Origin of the sequence: Labrys okinawensis, from assembly GCF_047345005.1 — a bacterium.
Taxonomy (GTDB): domain Bacteria; phylum Pseudomonadota; class Alphaproteobacteria; order Rhizobiales; family Labraceae; genus Labrys; species Labrys okinawensis.
In genome coordinates, this window is sequence record NZ_CP178864.1 from 2,913,447 (window position 1) to 2,929,001 (window position 15,555).

Genomic DNA, 15,555 nt, shown 5'->3' on the forward strand with positions numbered 1-15,555 from the left:
GCCCGGTCTCCGGCAGCCAGTCTCCGACCATAGGTCGCCGATATGCTCGTCGAGGCGAGGGCGGCGCATGGAATGCCAGCTACGTCCGGACGTAAGGGCGCGCAATCAGGCGCCGGCTCCTTCCAGCGCAGCGCTGGCTTCCAGCCAGGCTTCCTCCGCCAGCACGAGCCGCTCGGCCGCTGTGGCGCGGGCCTTGGCCATTTCCGCGGCCCTGTCGGGCGATTTCTCGAACAGGCCGGGGCGCGAGAGCTTCTCGTCGAGATCGGCGATGATGGCATGGAGCTTGTCCATCGCCGCCTCGATCTGCTTCACCTTCTCGCGGCTGGACGCAGTCTGGGCCCGACGCGCGGCATTGCTCTGGCGCTGGCTGGGCTCGCTCGCGCGCTCGTTCTTCTCCGTCGCGGGCTTGGCGAGCACCAGCCGGCGGTAGTCCTCCATGTCGCCCTCGAAGGGCTTCACCGTGCCGTTGCCCACCAGCCAGAGCCGGTCGACACAGGCTTCCAGCAGATAGCGATCATGGCTGATGAGGATGACCGCCCCGGGATAGTCGTTGAGCGCCTGCACCAGCGCCTGGCGGCTATCGATGTCGAGATGGTTCGTCGGCTCGTCGAGGATGAGGAGATGCGGGCCGCCGAAGGTGGCAAGGCCCATCAGCAGACGCGCCTTCTCGCCACCGGAGAGGTTTTCCACCGGCGTGTCGGCCTTGTCGGCACCGAAGCCGATCTGGGCGGTGCGGGAGCGGATCTGCGCTTCGGTCGCCTCCCTCAAAAGCTCTGCGACATGGTCGCGGGCAGTGGCCCGCGGATTGAGTTCGTCCAGCTGATGCTGGGCGAAATAGGCGACCTTGAGGCTCGAGGCGCGCCTCGCGCGGCCGCTCATGGTCTCCAGCCGTCCGCCCAGAAGCTTGGCGAAGGTCGACTTGCCATTGCCGTTGGAGCCGAGCAGACCGATGCGGTCCTCATTGTCGATGGAAAGATCGAGCCGCGAGAGCACTGTACGCTCACCGTAGCCGGCGCTCGCGCCTTCCATGGCGATAATGGGCGGGGAGAGCGGCTTGGCAGGAGGAGGAAAGTCGAAGGGCTTGACTTCGTCGTCGACCAGGGCAGCCACCGGCTCCATCCGGGCCAGCATCTTCATGCGCGATTGGGCCTGCACGGCCTTCGATGCCTTGGCCTTGAATCGATCGATGAAGGACTGAATGTGACGGCGTTGATCTTCCTGCTTTTTCCTCAGCTTCAGGCTGAGGGCCTGCTTCTCCCGCCGCTGCTTCTCGAAGCCGTCATAGCCGCCGCGATAGAGTTCGAGCCTGCCCTCGCTCAGATGCAGGATGTAGTCGACGGAGGCGTTCAGGAGGTCGCGATCATGGCTGATCACCACCACCGTGTGGGGATAGGCGGCAAGATAGTCCTGCAGCCAGAGCGTGCCTTCGAGATCGAGATAGTTGGTGGGCTCGTCGAGCAACAGCAGGTCCGGCTCGGTGAAGAGCAGGGCGGCAAGCGCCACACGCATGCGCCAGCCGCCGGAAAATTCCGAGCAGGCCCGGCTCTGCGCCGCGTGGTCGAAGCCGAGACCCGCCAGGATCGTCGCGGCGCGGGCCGGGGCGGCGTGCGCGCCCTTGTCGGCAAGGCGCGTCTGGATCTCGGCGATGCGATGGGGATCGATGGCAGTCTCAGCCTCGGCTAGGAGGGCAGTACGCTCCTCGTCCGCCGCCAGCACCACCTCGATAAGGCTCTCCGGGCCACCCGGCGCTTCCTGGGCAACGCGGCCGATCCGCGTGCCGCGGGGCACTGAGACGGTGCCGAGATCGGGAGCGACCTCGCCCATGATCATGCGGAACAAAGTGGTCTTGCCGGTGCCGTTGCGACCGAGAAAGCCCACGCGCGCATCCGGCGGCAGCGCCACGGTGGCGTTGTCGAACAGGACGCGCGGTCCCAGGCGGTAGGTAAGGCCGTTCACATGCAGCATGGCGGGCTTTTGGCATGGGCGCGGCTGCGGGGCAATGCCCTGGCTCCAAAACGGCCTGCCGGGGCCTTCGTCGGCCAGCCCGGAAGTCTATTCATATCATTACGTTGCGGCATATATGCATCTTGATTGACCTGACGTCAGCGGTTCCCTGAAAGGTGCCTTCCTCATGTATTTAGAATTTTTGTCATAAGGCATTCATTTGTTCATGGCTTTGTTCAGGAATCGTGATATTCCGCTGCTTGTTGCGGACAAAGAGGTATAAATTACACCCCAACTGCGACCCTAATGCTACGAATCCAGGCGAAGTTAAACTTAGTTCCATCGAGATGGATTAGTTACGGTCTGAATCTAGCAATAACTCGATAAACAAGCCCCCATGGATTAGACATGATTAAAAAATTGACGGCAGAGTTCTTCGGAACATTTTGGTTGGTATTTGGTGGCTGCGGCAGCGCTGTGCTTGCGGCGGCCTTCCCACAACTGGGCATCGGATTTGTTGGCGTCGCTTTCGCCTTCGGTCTCACGGTGCTGACCATGGCCTTCGCGGTCGGCGGCATTTCCGGCGGCCATTTCAATCCGGCCGTCTCGCTGGGCCTTGCCGTGGGTGGCCGCTTCGGCTGGGCCGAACTCATTCCCTACTGGATCGCGCAGGTCATCGGCGGTCTCGTCGGGGCGGCCGTGCTTTACGCGATCGCCACCGGCAAGCCCGGCTTTGAGGTCGGTGGTTTCGCTTCCAACGGCTATGGCGACCTCTCGCCTGGCAAGTACAGCCTGCTGGCCTGCCTGATCGCCGAGATCGTGCTCACGGCGGCGTTCCTGATCATCATTCTCGGGTCGACTTCGAAAGTCGCTCCGGCTGGCTTTGCGCCCATCGCTATCGGCCTTGGCCTCACCCTGATCCACCTGATCTCGATTCCCGTCACCAACACCTCGGTCAATCCGGCCCGCTCGACGGCGGTGGCCTTCTTCGCGCAGACCGGCGCCGTCGGCCAGCTCTGGCTGTTCTGGGTCGCCCCGCTGGTGGGCGCCGTGGTCGGTGGCCTGATCTGGAAGGTGCTGCTGGAGCCGGAGGAGGCCTGAGCCAGCAGGAACCGCGATGGGCGGGCCTCCTGTTTCAAATGAGCGGCGATCGGCAATCCGGTCGCTGCTTCTCGTCGGGGGCGGGGCACACGGCCATCTTTTGCCGTCTTGCCAGCTTTGCCGGGGTTGAAGCCGGGCAGGGGGCTGGCTATAAGCCGCTCACCTCAACCCGAAAGCAACCAGGACGACCATGGCAATCGAGCGTACCTTTTCGATCATCAAGCCCGACGCGACCAACCGCAACCTTACCGGCGCCATCAATGCCGTGTTCGAGAAGGCCGGCCTGCGCATTGTCGCCCAGAAGCGCGTCCGCATGACCCGCGAGCAGGCCGAGACTTTCTACGGCGTGCACAGGGAGCGCCCCTTCTTCGGTGAACTCGTCGAGTTCATGATCTCCGCCCCGGTCGTGGTGCAGGTGCTGGAAGGCGAGAACGCCGTCGCCAAGCATCGGGAAGTGATGGGCGCCACCAACCCGGCCAATGCCGCAGAAGGCACGGTGCGCAAGCTTTACGCCCTTTCGGTCGGCGAAAACTCCGTGCACGGTTCGGACTCGCTCGACAATGCCAAGATCGAGATCGGCCAGTTCTTCTCCGGCAACGAGATCGTCGGGTAAGGCGTTTCCTGGGATTGCAGGCTGTCGCCCCAACCATCTTGATGGTTGGGGCGACAGCCTGCTCTTGGAAACGCTCCGCCCTCTTGAGAGGGAGAGCAGGCAGGGATGCCTGCGATCCCAGGAGGCTGGACCCTTGAGCGAACGACCATCAAGGCGATCCATGTGGCCGCCTTTCCCGTTTCGTTTATTTTCTACTAAATCTATAGAAATTAATTGACACTCACTTTCTGCCGACGCAAGCTGTCGTCCGTTGGGTGGCAATTGGTCTGTTCGGAGGCCTGCACCCGTCCTGAGGAGAGGGGAACAGCCATGACGACCTGTTGCCGTTGAGCCTGGCTTTCCGGCCGCGTGCCAGCGGCCGTTCCCTCCCGATATTCCCTCTCCGTCGGCTTTTTGACCGCGCCTGGAGCGCTGCGGCGGGGCTGACTGTTGCCTCCAAGGATCTGTCATGTCTGCCATCAATCGCCGTCTCTTCATCGCCGCCAGCCTCGCGCTTGGTACGGCCCTCGCTTCGCCTGCCTTCTCTGCCGACAACAAGGTCACCATCGGCTTTCAGACCGGTGTCGACCCCGCCAAGGTCGCCCAGGCTGCCGGGGACTATGAAAAGGCCACCGGCTGGACGATCGAGTGGCGAAAATTCGATTCCGGTGCCGATGTGATCACCGCCATCGCCTCGGGCGACGTGCAGATTGGCTATGTCGGCTCGAGCCCGCTGGCCGCCGCCGCCAGCCGCAAGCTGCCGATCGAGACCATCTTCGTCGCCGCTCTCCTTGGGGATTCCGAGGAGTTGGTGGTGCGCGATGGCATCAAGGATCCCAAGGATCTCGTCGGCAAGAAGATCGGCACGCCCTTCGTCTCCACCTCGCACTACAGCTTGCTGGCGGCGCTCAAGCATTGGGACATCGATCCGAAATCCGTCCAGGTCCTGAACCTGCGTCCGCCGGAACTGGCGGCGGCCTTCGAGCGCGGCGATATCGATGGCGGTTACGTCTGGGATCCCGCTCTCGGCAAGCTGAAGGAGAAGGGCAAGGTGCTGGTCTCTTCGGCCGATGTCGCCAAATGGGGCGCGCCGACCTTCGACGCCTGGATCGCCAGCACCGATTTTGCCAAGGGCCATCCCGATGTGGTGACAGCCTTCGTCAAGGTCACCGGCCAGTCCTACAAGGCCTATCGCGACAATCCTGATGCCTGGACCGCGACCTCGGATCAGGCCAAGGCCATCGCCCGCCTCACCGGTTCAAAGCCCGAGGATGTGCCCGGCCTGTTGAAGTCGAACATCTGGCCTTCGCTGGCCGAGCAGTCCTCCCCCGACCTGCTGGGCGGCGCCTCGATCAAGGCCATCGCCGATACGGCCGCCTTCCTCGCCGAGCAGAAGAAGATTCCGGCCGTGCTGCCGGACTACTCGGCCTATGTAAACAAGACCTATGCCGCACAAGCCCTGACGAAGCTCTCCTCCCAATAGGATTTCGCAGGGCCGCCTCGCCCCGGGAAAGCCCTCTTCCCGGGGCGAGGCCTTTTTGGGTACGCCGGTCTTCTCAGCCACATCGACTCTGGGTCGATGTGGCGGCAGCGGCACGGTTTGACGAGAGATGACGGTGCCTCCACATCGACCGAAAGCCGATGTCGCTGAGAAGACCGGCACACCAGGAATTATCCCCTTGTCCACACTCTCCGCACGCGATGTCGATGTGCTCTACGCCGCGCGGGGCGGTCGTTCGGTCCACGCCCTCAGCAATGTCTCCCTCACCATCGAATCCGGTGAATTCGTCGTCGCGGTGGGGGCGTCGGGCTGCGGCAAGACCACCCTGTTGAAGCTGTTCGCCGGCTTCCAGGCACCGAGTTCCGGCGCAATCACCCTGGGCGGCAAGCCGGTGGAAGGCCCGGGCGGGGATCGCGGCGTGGTCTTCCAGGACGACGCCCTGTTCCCCTGGCTGTCGGTGCGCGGCAATATCGAGTTCGGGCCGAAGATGGCGGGCGTCGGCGCTGCGGAGCGCAGGGATCGCTGCGGGCGTATCATCGACCTCGTCGGCCTTGCCGATTTTGCCGATCATCGCATCTGGGAACTCTCGGGGGGCATGCGCCAGCGCGTCGGCATGGCCCGGGCGCTTGCCAACGAGCCTTCCATCCTGCTGATGGACGAGCCGCTGGGCGCCCTCGACGCGCTCACCCGCGAGAAGATGCAGGAATTGCTGATCCGCCTGTGGGACAAGACCAGGCGCAGTGTATTCCTGATCACCCACAGCGTCGAAGAGGCGATCTTTCTCGCCACGCGCATCGTGGTGCTGTCGCCTCGGCCGGGCCGTATCACACGCGAATTCCGCGCCGATTTCTCGCGTCGCGTTCTCGCCGGCGAGGACAGCCGCGTCATCAAGTCGGACCCAGCCTTCATCGCCCTTCGAGAGCAGGTGCTGGCCGCCGTCCTCAAGGAGGCCGATGCATGAGCGAGTTCGTCAATTCCACCAACCTCGACGATCTTGCTGCCAAGAACTCGCAGGCAGGGAGGGCGAGGGCCGCCGCGCTCGGAGCGGGACCTGTGCGCGTGGTAACCGTGCTGGCGCTGCTGGTGCTGTGGTCGGCAGCCTCTTATTTCGAGTGGCTGCCGGCGTTCTACCTGCCATCGCCCCGCGCCGTGCTGGACCAGCTCTACATCGTCACCACGGACGGCTATGCCGATGCCACCCTGCTGCAGCATTTCGATGCCAGCCTCTGGCGCATCCTTGGCGCCCTGCTGATCGCTTTCGTCACCGCCGTGCCCGCGGGCATTGCCATAGGCCTCAGCCCGATCGCCCGGGGCCTCCTCGATCCCATCATCGAGTTCCTGCGCCCGGTGCCGCCGCTCGCCTATCTACCGCTGGTGGTGATCTGGTGCGGCATCGGCGAGACCACCAAGATACTGATCATCCTGATCGCCATCTTCGCACCGGTGGCGATCACCACCGCCGCCGGCGTCGCCACCGTGCCGCCGGACCGGCTCGACGCAGCACGGGCGCTCGGCGCCAGCCGATGGCAGGTGCTCCGCCATGTCATCCTGCCGAACGCATTGCCCTCGATCCTCACAGGGGTGCGCATCGGCCTCGGTGTCGGCTGGTCGACGTTGATCGCGGCAGAGCTGGTGGCAGCCTCGCGCGGCCTCGGCATCATGATCAAGACGGCCTCGGACTTCCTGCAGACCGATATCGTCGTGCTCGGCATCTTCGTGATCGCGCTGGTGGCGATCGTCTTCGAGTGGATCGTCAGGCTGGCGGAGAGGATACTCGTACCCTGGCACGGGAAGGCGTAGCGCTCCAGGGTTACCTCGTGCCGAACCGCGTTTCTCTGAAGAGCGTCTTCTGCTCATGCGGAGGCGCACGCCAGTATTGCGGCGGAGCGTCGACGCTGGCGCCGAGCTTGGCAGCGGCATGCCAGGGCCAGCGCGGGTCGTAGAGCATGCCTCGGGCCATGGCGACGAGATCCGCTTTGCCGCTGGCCACGATCTCTTCCGCCTGCTGCACTTCGGTGATCAGGCCCACGGAAATCGTGTTGACGCCGGTGGCCTGCTTGACCGCTTCGGCGAAGGGCACCTGGTAGCCGGGGCCAAGGGCGATCTTCTGCAGGGGCGAGACGCCGCCTGAGGAGACGTCAATCCAGTCGACGCCGCGCTTCCCGAGCTCGCCCGCGAAGACAAGGGCCTGTTCGATGCCCCAGCCGCTGCCCTCGACCCAATCGGAAGCCGAGATCCGTACGCCCACGGGCTTGTCGGCCGGGAAGGCGGCGCGCACCGCGTCGAATACTTCGAGTGGGAAGCGCATGCGGTTCTCCAGCGAGCCGCCATAGGCATCGTTGCGCTGATTTGCGATCGGCGAGAGGAACTCATGCATGAGATAGCCATGGGCGGCATGAAGCTCGAGCCCGTCGATGCCGAGGCGGTCCGCTCGCCGGGCCGCTTCGACGAAGGCGGTGCGGATGCGGGCAAGGCCGGCTTCGTCGAGCGCGATCGGTGCCGCCTCGCCTTCCTTGTGGGGCAGCGCGGACGGGGCATGGGTCAGCCAGCCGCCCTGCGCGATCGGGATCTGTTGTCCGCCCTCCCACGGCAGGTAGCTCGATGCCTTGCGTCCGGCATGGGCGAGCTGCATCGTGACGGCGATCCTGGAATGCGTGCGGATGGCCGCCAGCACCGGCACCAGCGCCGCCTCGGTCTCGTCGTTCCACAGGCCGAGGCAGCCGGGCGTGATGCGGCCATCGGCTTCCACCGCCGTTGCTTCGATGCAAAGCATGCTCGCGCCCGAGAGCGCGAGATGGCCGAGATGGATCATGTGCCAACTGCTGGCCTTGCCGTTCTCGGCCGAATATTGGCACATCGGCGAGATTACGATCCGGTTGGGCAGGGTAAGGCTTCGCAGCTCGAAGGGCGTGAACAGAGCGCTCATGGGAACCTTTGGGACGGCAGAGTTCAGGGAAGGCAGCTTAGCCGATCTCGATGGAATCGACCCGCTCCGGATAGAAGGCGACATGTTCCTTGATCTCGACAACCGGCGTGTACGGTTTCTCATAGGTCCAGATCGCGTTGACCGAGCGTTCGCCGCCAACGGGGATGCTGTAATAGGAGGCATCACCCTTGTAGGGGCAGTAGCTTGCATGGTCGGTGCGTGACAGCAGCGACATGTCGACATCGCTGCGAGGGATGTAGAACACGGCCGGATAGCTCGCCTCCTTGAGGCTGAGCGCATGGGTGGAATCGGCCACCACCTTGCCGGCCACGCTGACGACGATGCGCGAGGGGCTCGGCGTAATGGTGATCGGGTGGTCCGGGCCTGGGATTTTCACGGGCTTGTTCATGATTGCTTTTCCTATTCTGCAACTATAGCGACGTCTTTTGAGCAGGTCTTGCTGGCCTGGCGCTGGCCGAGGCCGGCGGCAAGGCAGGCGCCGGCGATATGGCAGGCGGCGATGGCAAGCAGGGTCAAGGCGAAGGCATAGCCGATACCGGCAGCATCCGTGCGGCTACCAAGGATCGTATAGAAAAGTCCGCCCAGCACGGCGACGCTGATGGCGGCACTGACCTGCAGGGTGGAATTCACCATGCCGCCGACCAGGCCCGCATGGCGCGGCCCGACGCGCTCGACGATGGCGCGCATCATGGTTGGCATGGTCATGCCCATGCCGAGGCCGATAAGGGCCAGCGCCGGCGCCATCAGCGCGAGAGGCGGCATCGCTCCCGCAGGGAAGGCCAGGATGACGGCCGAGGTGGCGATAGTGCCGAAGGCTGAGAGACCGTAGCCGAGGGACGGCGCGCTGCCGCCCGCCCAACGCCCGATGGCCGGGCTGAAGGTCGAGCCGGTCAGGAAGCCCGCCGAGAAGGGCAGGATGGCAAGGCCTGCCTGCAGGGCGCTGTAGCCGAGCGCCGACTGCAGATAGATCGAATAGACCAGAAAGAAGGTCGCCATGGCATAGAGCGTCAGGATGGCGACGATGCCGCGCAGGAGACCCGGCAGGCGGAAGACCTCCATGTCGATCAGGGGGTCGCCGCCCGCCCTGGCGAGACGGATCTCGTAACGGCGGAAAAGCTCGGCAAAGACGGGAGTCATCGCCAGCATGACGATCGACCAGACCGGCCAGCCGCGCTCGCGGCCCTCGACCAGCGGCAGCACCAGGCTGGAGAGGGTGAGGCTCGAAAGCACCACGCCGCCGAGGTCGAGGCGGGGGCGGTGATGGCTGCGAGTCTCGCGCAGCAGGGGGATGGCTGCGACGAAGGCGACGAGGGAGATGGGCAGGTTGATCAGGAAGATCAGGCGCCAGCCGAAACCCTCGACATCGGCGCCCACCAGGGCACCGCCGAGCAACTGCCCGACGATGGAGGAGAGGCCGAGCACCACGCCATAGATGCTGAGCGCGCGACCCCGCTCCTGGGAGGGAAAGAGGGCGTGGACGGAAGCGAGGGCCTGCGGCGCCATGGCGGCGGCGGCAAGCGCCTGCAGCATGCGTGCGCCGATCAGCACCTGCGGCGACCAGGCAAGGCCGCACAGCGCCGAGGCAAAGGCAAAGCCGGCGAGGCCGATCATGAAGATCGACTTGCGGCCGAAGATATCGCCGAGGCGTCCGCCCGTGATCAGGAAGACCGCGTAGACGACGGCATAGCCGGAGATCACCAGTTGGACATCGGCGGCGGTGCTGCCGAGCCCCTTGGTGATGGAAGGCATGGCGACATTGACGATGAAGAAATCGAGGGGAGCGAGAAAGGCCCCAGTGAGCAGGATCGCCAGGGCCGACCATCGGTTCGGGTCGAGGCCGACGGCCTCCCGCTGTGGAGCAGGAGCAAGGGTAGCAGCCGTATCGGGCATGGGGAAAACCTCATTCGTTCTGAAAATCACGAAGACAATACGGTCGTCCATATTGCCTTATGGCAAAGGTCTGTGTCGTCCTGTTGAAAGAGGACAGTTCAACGCAGGATGGTGGTGAACAGGAATCTCTTGAAACGCTCGACCGGCGCGGGGTCACGCTGCGCCTTGGCCATCAGATTGGCACCCTGCATCGAAGCAATGATGAAGGCGGCGGTATCCTCGCAATCGAAATCTTCTCTGAGCTCGCCGGCTTTCACGGCGGCGCGCAGACAATAGGCATAGGAGCGCTGCGTCTCGGCGAAGATATCCAGCAGCTTGGCTCGAATTGCCTCATTGTCACCGGAGGCCTCGGCCGTGAAATTGCCGAACAGGCAGCCCGTGCGCATGTTGTTGCGCAGCAGGCGGTTCTTGCTGGCGTCGATATAGTCGCCCAGCCGCTGCAGTGGCGGCAGATCGTCATTGAGCAGCGTCTGGCGCATGCTCTCGCAGCTATTGGCGAAATAGAGATCTATGACCTCCAGGCCGAAAGCCTCCTTCGAGGCGAAATGGTTGGTGAAGGAGCCCTGCGGCACACCGGCCGCCTGAACGATGTCGCGCACACTGGCGCCGGCGAAGCCATGTGCGTGCACGACACGCAAGCCTTCGGAGAGAATCTTTTCGCGATTGGATGCTCGAGCCATGCCACCAATATGGACGGACGTATTGGTTTGTCAAGAGAGGTAGCCTGGGAGCGCGGACGTCTCGTCCGCTCTTGAAACGGTTCGATCGCCGGAAGAGTGGGACCTCCCGATGGGCCGCAACCGCCCGCGCCTTCTCGCGCAGACCTATCGTTTCAAGAGCGGACGAGGAGGTCCATATGCGCTAGGATAAGACGGAATTGTCGCAACGCTTCACCCTCCCCTTGATGGGGAGGGTCGGCCTGAAAGGCCGGGGTGGGGTGAGAACCACTACACTCACAAGCATAGCGGTCTTTTTTGATCATCTTTTGCAAGAAGTCACCCCACCCCGACGCTTCGCGTCGACCCTCCCCATCAAGGGGAGGGTGGGCGTCGCGCCTATCTTAGCGCCTATGGACGAGGAGGTCCGCGCTCCCAGGAATGCTCTCCCGGTCTACTTCTTCTTTTCCGTCTGCTGCCTCTCCGAGGCCTTCAGCCGCCGTTCGAGCCAGAGGCTGTAGCGCGAGGCGGCGAAGCAGATGGCGAAATAGACGATGGCCGCGAAGACATAGGCTTCGGTGTAGCGGCCCGGCCAGACCTGTTCGTTGCTGGCGGCGATCTTCACGGCGCTGAGGAAGTCGATCATGCCGATGAAGGCGATCAGCGGCGTCGACAGGAACACGCCGATGCCGAGATTGACCAGTGGCGGGATGATGGCGCGCAGCGCCTGCGGCAGCACCACGAGGCCCGTCGTCTGCCAGTAGGAGAGGCCGAGCGCCCGCGCTGCCTCGGTCTGGCCCGCCGACAGGGACTGGATGCCGGCGCGGATCACCTCGGCGAGATAGCAGGCGATGAAGATGGTGAGCGCCACCTCGACGCTGAAGAACAGGTTCACGTCGAAGGCTGGCAACATCATCGGCACGATCTGGCTGGAGACCAGCAGGATCACCACCATCGGCAGGCCGCGGATGATCTCGATGAAGCCGGTGCTGACGAGGCGGATGCCGCCCATGTTGGAGCGACGCGCCAGCGCCAGCGGAATGGCGATGGCAAAGGCGGCCGCATAGGCGATGGTCCAGATCAGCAAAGTGAGCGGAAGGCCGCCCCAATCATTGGTGGAGACAGGCCTGTCCGTGAAGAAGCCGCCCAGCAGCAGGATGACGGCGAGAGGCGTGGCGATCCAGGCGAGAACCAGCCATTTGCTCCACAGGCGTGGCACCATGGAGGCGATCATCAGGCCGAACATCAGGATGAGGCTGAGGATCGGGCGCCACAGCAGTTGGCTCGGATAGGTGCCGAACACCATCAGCTTCGAGTTCGCGCGCACGAAAGCCCAGCAGGCGCCGCTGCCTTTGGCGCAATCATCCGCCGTGCCGGTCCAGGTCGCGTCAACCAAGGCCCAGCGCACCAAGCCATGCAGCACCCAGACCCCGATCGCCACCACGATGAGGGTGACGATGGTGTTGAGAGGCGAGGAGAACAATCCCGCACGCCAGACCCGCCAGCGGTCGTTCCAGCCCGACGGACGGGCGCGTGGGATCGCAAGGTCGCTCATTTCGCGATGATCCCGCGCTTGGCGAGACGCCGATTATAGAGATTGATCAAATAGGACACCGGCAGGCTGACAGCGAGGAAGACGATAACGAGCACGATGATCGTCGCCACGGCATTGCCGTCCTTGTTGGCGCTGACCTTGATGACTTGCGTCACCTCGAAGAAGCCGATCAGCGGGCCGAGACTGGTATCCTTGGTGAGGTCGAGAAAACTCGAGGTCATCAGCGGCGTGATCACCCGCATCGACTGCGGGAAGACGACCAGGCGCATGATGCGTCCGCGTGACAGGCCGATGGCCCGACCGGCCTCCCACTGGCCGATGCCGACCGACTCGATGCCGCTGCGCACGCTCTCAGAGATGGAGGCGGCGTAATAAAGCGTCAGGCCGAGCAGCATGGCAGCGAATTCACGCGACATGCTCAGGCCACCGCGGATGTTGAAGCCCTGCAGAGCCGGCAGATCGGGTGTGAAGGAGATGCCGGCAAGGAGAATCCAGACGATGGCAACGATGGGGAAGGCTGCGAGCAGCGCGATAAAGGCGCCGGGAGACAGCGGGCGCTGGCGCCGGGCCAGCACGAAGCGCGCGGCGAAGGCGAGCAGCACCAGCGCAATGAGGAGCGGCCAGAGGCTTCCGGTCTCGACGTTGAACCAGGGCAGGAAGATGCCGCGGATGGACAGGAAAGTCGCTGGCAAGGGCTGCAACGCCTGGCGCGGCTGGGGCAGGGCCTGCGTCAATGCAATCCAGAAGAAGAGCTGCAGGGTCAGAGGCGTGTTGCGGATCAACTCGACATAGGACTGAACGAGCCGCGACAGCAGGAGATTGCCGGAGAGCCGGATGACGCCGAGCGTCACTCCGAGGATGGTTGCGAAGATGCAGCCGAAGAAGGCAAGCTTCACGGTGTTGAGGAGGCCGACCAGGATCGCCCGCCCGAATGTGTCGTCGGAGGTGAAGGGAATCAGCGTTTCGTCGATATCGAAGCCGGTGCGCTGCCACAGATAGTCGAAGTTCGGCTCCATGCCACGCGCGGCCATGCTGTGCAGGATGTTGCTGCCGAAATAGGCCGCGATGAGGAACAGCACCGCGATCAGGACGGCCTGGCTATAGGGCCTGTCTCCCCACCAGATGCGCATCTTGCCGGCAAAGCCCGGCCGGGCGGGGGCGCCGATACCTGCGATGTCAGCCATATTGCCTGTCTGCAAACAAGAAAGGAGAGGCAGCGCGAGGCCGCCTCCCAAAAAAGCCTCAACGGAACGGGGGCGAGTAGATCAGGCCGCCCTTGGTCCAGAGATTGTTCAGGCCGCGATCGAAGCCGATCTTGGTGCTCTTGCCGAGATTACGCTCGAAGATCTCGCCGTAATTGCCTACCTTCTTGATGATGTTGTAGGCGAACTTGGGATCGAGGCCGATCGCTTCGCCCAACGAGGTGTCGACACCAAGGAAGCGCTTGATGGCTGGATCGTCGCTTGTGAGGAAGGTGTCGACGTTCTGGCTGGTGATGCCCCATTCCTCGGCCTGGATGGTGGCGAAAACAGTCCAGTTGACGATCTCGAGCCAACGGTCATCGCCACCTAGCACGGCCGGGGCGAGGGGCTCCTTCGAGAGGCGCTCGGGCAGGAGCACATAGTCGTCGGGGTTCGGCAGGGCAGCGCGGCGCAGGCCGAGATCGGACGAATCCTGCGTGAGCGCGTCGACGCGGCCTGAAAGCAGCGCCTGCGTGAAGGTGTTGGTGTCCTCGATAACCACGGACTTGTAGGTCTTGCCGGCCTTCTTGAAGAAGTCGGCGATGTTCTGCTCGCCGGTGGTGCCGCTCTGCACGCCGATGGTGGCGCCGTCGAGATCGGCCGCCTTGCTCACGCCGAGCGACTTCTTCACCAGAATGCCCTGGCCGTCATAGAAGACCACCGGGCCGAAATGGAAGTTGAGCTTGAAGGCCCGGGTGATAGTCTCCGTGACGCCCGAGAGCAGTATGTCGAACTGGCCGGACTGGAGGGCCGGGAGACGCTGCTGGGGCGAGGAATTGGTGAATTCGACCTTGTCGGGATCGTTGAACACGGTCACGGCGAGGGCGCGGCCGAAATCAACAAAGAAGCCCTGCCACTTTCCGTTGCTGTCGGGCGCGAAGAACCCGGCCTGGCTGCCGACACCGACCTTGATGACACCCCGCTCCTTGATCTTGTCGAGCGTGGGGCCGGCCTGGGCCGGCGCGGCGGCGATGAAACCGGCGGCCAGCGCAGCAATCGCGATGCCGGCGGTTTGTTTCCACGACCTGAGCATGAAATTCCTTTCTCTTCCTCTTTGGGGCGGCTCCAGCGCCAACGTCCCAGCGCGTCTCTTATACGGAAGGATATTCAGCCCCGTTTGACATGATCAAGCGACAAAGCCTGGAAAGCAAGAACCTTCCGTTCCGCTATGCCACGTAAAATCTGGGAATTATATCCAATCAGCACAGTTCGGTTGTAGAATATTCCAAATTACATTGTCTACAATTTTTGTGAACTAACCTGAAAGATTTGTGGTCCCCTTCAAAGTCCGACATCGAAGAAGATCTGGTTCATGGTCCGGCCCGGCTCGGCGCTGCCGGCGAAGCCGACGATGCGGGCGGGAACGCCGGCAACGGTGCGATGCGACGGCACGGAATTGATCACCACCGAACCTGCGCCAACCCAGGCACCTTCGCCGATCTCGATATTGCCGATCAGCTTGGCGCCCGAACTGATCAGCACGCCCTTGCGCACCTTGGGATGACGCTCGATGGCGTCCGTGCCGCTGCCACCCAGAGTGACCGATTGCAGGATCGAGACATTGTCCTCGATCACCGCCGTCTCGCCCACCACGATGCCGGTGGCGTGATCGAAAAACAGGCCGCGCCCGATGCGGACGGCCGGATGCATGTCGACCTGCAATATTTCGGATACGCGTCCCTGGAGATACAGCGCAAAATCACGCCGTCCTTCGCTCCACAGCCAATGCGACAAGCGATGCAGCCCGAGGGCGTGGAAGCCCTTGAAGTAAAGCAGCGGCTCCAGATAGCGCGTGCAGGCTGGGTCGCGTTCCAGCACTGCCTGGATATCGGCGCGAATGGCGGGACCGATGCCGGCATCGGTAGCCAGCGCCTCGCGGAAGGCGTGCTGCAGCGCGGAGGCTGGCATGTCCGGATGCCCGACGCGATGGGCCAAGCGATGGATCAGCGCTTCCTCCAAGGAAGCGTGGTCGAGCACGGCGGCATAGAAGAGCGTGGCAAATTGCGGTTCGGCCTCGATGGCCTCATGGGCCTCGTCGACCAGCCGGTCCCAGATCAGGTCGGCAACTTGCCCAGGGGCCCGCTGGCAGCGCGCGATCTTACGTCCAATCGAGGTATTCATGGTCGAA

General features: G+C 63.7%; 14 protein-coding genes. 5 read left to right on the forward strand and 9 right to left on the reverse strand.

Annotated features, from left to right (window positions below):
* Positions 1-105 precede the first annotated feature (105 nt).
* Positions 106-1,965, reverse strand: a complete 1,860-nt coding sequence (locus tag ACMDCR_RS13540) for an ABC-F family ATP-binding cassette domain-containing protein (RefSeq protein WP_413993025.1) — start codon at positions 1,963-1,965, stop codon at positions 106-108.
* A gap of 387 nt (positions 1,966-2,352) precedes the next feature.
* Between ACMDCR_RS13540 and aqpZ the strand changes: the two genes are divergently transcribed.
* From aqpZ to ACMDCR_RS13565, 5 genes are all read left to right on the forward strand, one after another.
* Entirely contained in the window at positions 2,353-3,045 is a 693-nt protein-coding gene (gene aqpZ, locus ACMDCR_RS13545) for an aquaporin Z (RefSeq protein WP_413993026.1), read from the forward strand.
* 190 nt (positions 3,046-3,235) lie between these two features.
* A complete protein-coding gene (ndk, locus tag ACMDCR_RS13550; RefSeq protein WP_413993027.1) occupies positions 3,236-3,658 on the forward strand; it encodes a nucleoside-diphosphate kinase in 423 nt (140 codons plus the stop codon).
* Positions 3,659-4,106: 448 nt separating this feature from the next.
* On the forward strand, positions 4,107-5,120 hold the full coding sequence (tauA, locus tag ACMDCR_RS13555) for a taurine ABC transporter substrate-binding protein (protein WP_413993028.1): 1,014 nt from the start codon (positions 4,107-4,109) through the stop codon (positions 5,118-5,120).
* 196 nt (positions 5,121-5,316) lie between these two features.
* Positions 5,317-6,099 carry a taurine ABC transporter ATP-binding protein gene (locus ACMDCR_RS13560; RefSeq protein WP_413993029.1) on the forward strand — a complete coding sequence of 261 codons (783 nt, stop codon included), beginning with the start codon at positions 5,317-5,319 and terminating at the stop codon, positions 6,097-6,099.
* Positions 6,096-6,938 (forward strand): ABC transporter permease subunit, encoded by an 843-nt coding sequence (locus ACMDCR_RS13565; protein WP_413993030.1) that lies wholly within the window; start codon positions 6,096-6,098, stop codon positions 6,936-6,938. The genes ACMDCR_RS13560 and ACMDCR_RS13565 overlap by 4 nt, the downstream gene beginning before the upstream one ends.
* A 10-nt stretch (positions 6,939-6,948) precedes the next feature.
* On the opposite strand, the gene ACMDCR_RS13570 is transcribed toward ACMDCR_RS13565, so the two are convergent.
* The 8 genes from ACMDCR_RS13570 to cysE all read right to left on the reverse strand — a co-directional run bounded on the left by ACMDCR_RS13570 (position 6,949) and on the right by cysE (position 15,548).
* The gene (locus ACMDCR_RS13570) at positions 6,949-8,064 is read right to left on the reverse strand and encodes an NADH:flavin oxidoreductase/NADH oxidase (protein ID WP_413993031.1); all 1,116 of its coding nucleotides are present in this window, start codon (positions 8,062-8,064) and stop codon (positions 6,949-6,951) included.
* Positions 8,065-8,101: 37 nt separating this feature from the next.
* Positions 8,102-8,473, reverse strand: coding sequence for a DUF427 domain-containing protein (locus ACMDCR_RS13575; RefSeq protein WP_413993032.1), 372 nt, complete (start codon positions 8,471-8,473; stop codon positions 8,102-8,104).
* An 11-nt stretch (positions 8,474-8,484) separates the two neighbouring features.
* Positions 8,485-9,975, reverse strand: coding sequence for an MFS transporter (locus tag ACMDCR_RS13580; protein ID WP_413993033.1), 1,491 nt, complete (start codon positions 9,973-9,975; stop codon positions 8,485-8,487).
* Positions 9,976-10,073: 98 nt separating this feature from the next.
* On the reverse strand, positions 10,074-10,655 hold the full coding sequence (locus ACMDCR_RS13585; protein WP_413993034.1) for a TetR family transcriptional regulator C-terminal domain-containing protein: 582 nt from the start codon (positions 10,653-10,655) through the stop codon (positions 10,074-10,076).
* Positions 10,656-11,085: 430 nt separating this feature from the next.
* Complete coding sequence (locus ACMDCR_RS13590; protein WP_413993035.1) at positions 11,086-12,186, reverse strand: amino acid ABC transporter permease; 1,101 nt, start codon at positions 12,184-12,186, stop codon at positions 11,086-11,088.
* Positions 12,183-13,370, reverse strand: coding sequence for an amino acid ABC transporter permease (locus ACMDCR_RS13595; RefSeq protein WP_413993036.1), 1,188 nt, complete (start codon positions 13,368-13,370; stop codon positions 12,183-12,185). The genes ACMDCR_RS13590 and ACMDCR_RS13595 overlap by 4 nt, the downstream gene beginning before the upstream one ends.
* 58 nt (positions 13,371-13,428) lie before the next feature.
* Complete coding sequence (locus ACMDCR_RS13600; RefSeq protein WP_413993037.1) at positions 13,429-14,460, reverse strand: amino acid ABC transporter substrate-binding protein; 1,032 nt, start codon at positions 14,458-14,460, stop codon at positions 13,429-13,431.
* Between the two features lie 248 nt (positions 14,461-14,708).
* A complete protein-coding gene (gene cysE / locus ACMDCR_RS13605) occupies positions 14,709-15,548 on the reverse strand; it encodes a serine O-acetyltransferase (protein WP_413993038.1) in 840 nt (279 codons plus the stop codon).
* Positions 15,549-15,555: the final 7 nt, after the last annotated feature.

Bases quoted from the DNA above. Each gene is read 5' to 3' on its own strand.
- ACMDCR_RS13565 (WP_413993030.1), top strand. From the start codon at position 6,096: ATGAGCGAGTTCGTCAATTCCACCAACCTCGACGATCTTGCTGCCAAG.
- ACMDCR_RS13590 (WP_413993035.1), bottom strand. From the start codon at position 12,186: ATGAGCGACCTTGCGATCCCACGCGCCCGTCCGTCGGGCTGGAACGAC.
- tauA (WP_413993028.1), top strand. From the start codon at position 4,107: ATGTCTGCCATCAATCGCCGTCTCTTCATCGCCGCCAGCCTCGCGCTT.
- ACMDCR_RS13595 (WP_413993036.1), bottom strand. From the start codon at position 13,370: ATGGCTGACATCGCAGGTATCGGCGCCCCCGCCCGGCCGGGCTTTGCC.
- ACMDCR_RS13575 (WP_413993032.1), bottom strand. From the start codon at position 8,473: ATGAACAAGCCCGTGAAAATCCCAGGCCCGGACCACCCGATCACCATT.
- cysE (WP_413993038.1), bottom strand. From the start codon at position 15,548: ATGAATACCTCGATTGGACGTAAGATCGCGCGCTGCCAGCGGGCCCCT.
- ACMDCR_RS13570 (WP_413993031.1), bottom strand. From the start codon at position 8,064: ATGAGCGCTCTGTTCACGCCCTTCGAGCTGCGAAGCCTTACCCTGCCC.
- ACMDCR_RS13540 (WP_413993025.1), bottom strand. From the start codon at position 1,965: ATGCTGCATGTGAACGGCCTTACCTACCGCCTGGGACCGCGCGTCCTG.
- ACMDCR_RS13600 (WP_413993037.1), bottom strand. From the start codon at position 14,460: ATGCTCAGGTCGTGGAAACAAACCGCCGGCATCGCGATTGCTGCGCTG.
- aqpZ (WP_413993026.1), top strand. From the start codon at position 2,353: ATGATTAAAAAATTGACGGCAGAGTTCTTCGGAACATTTTGGTTGGTA.
- ndk (WP_413993027.1), top strand. From the start codon at position 3,236: ATGGCAATCGAGCGTACCTTTTCGATCATCAAGCCCGACGCGACCAAC.
- ACMDCR_RS13580 (WP_413993033.1), bottom strand. From the start codon at position 9,975: ATGCCCGATACGGCTGCTACCCTTGCTCCTGCTCCACAGCGGGAGGCC.
- ACMDCR_RS13585 (WP_413993034.1), bottom strand. From the start codon at position 10,655: ATGGCTCGAGCATCCAATCGCGAAAAGATTCTCTCCGAAGGCTTGCGT.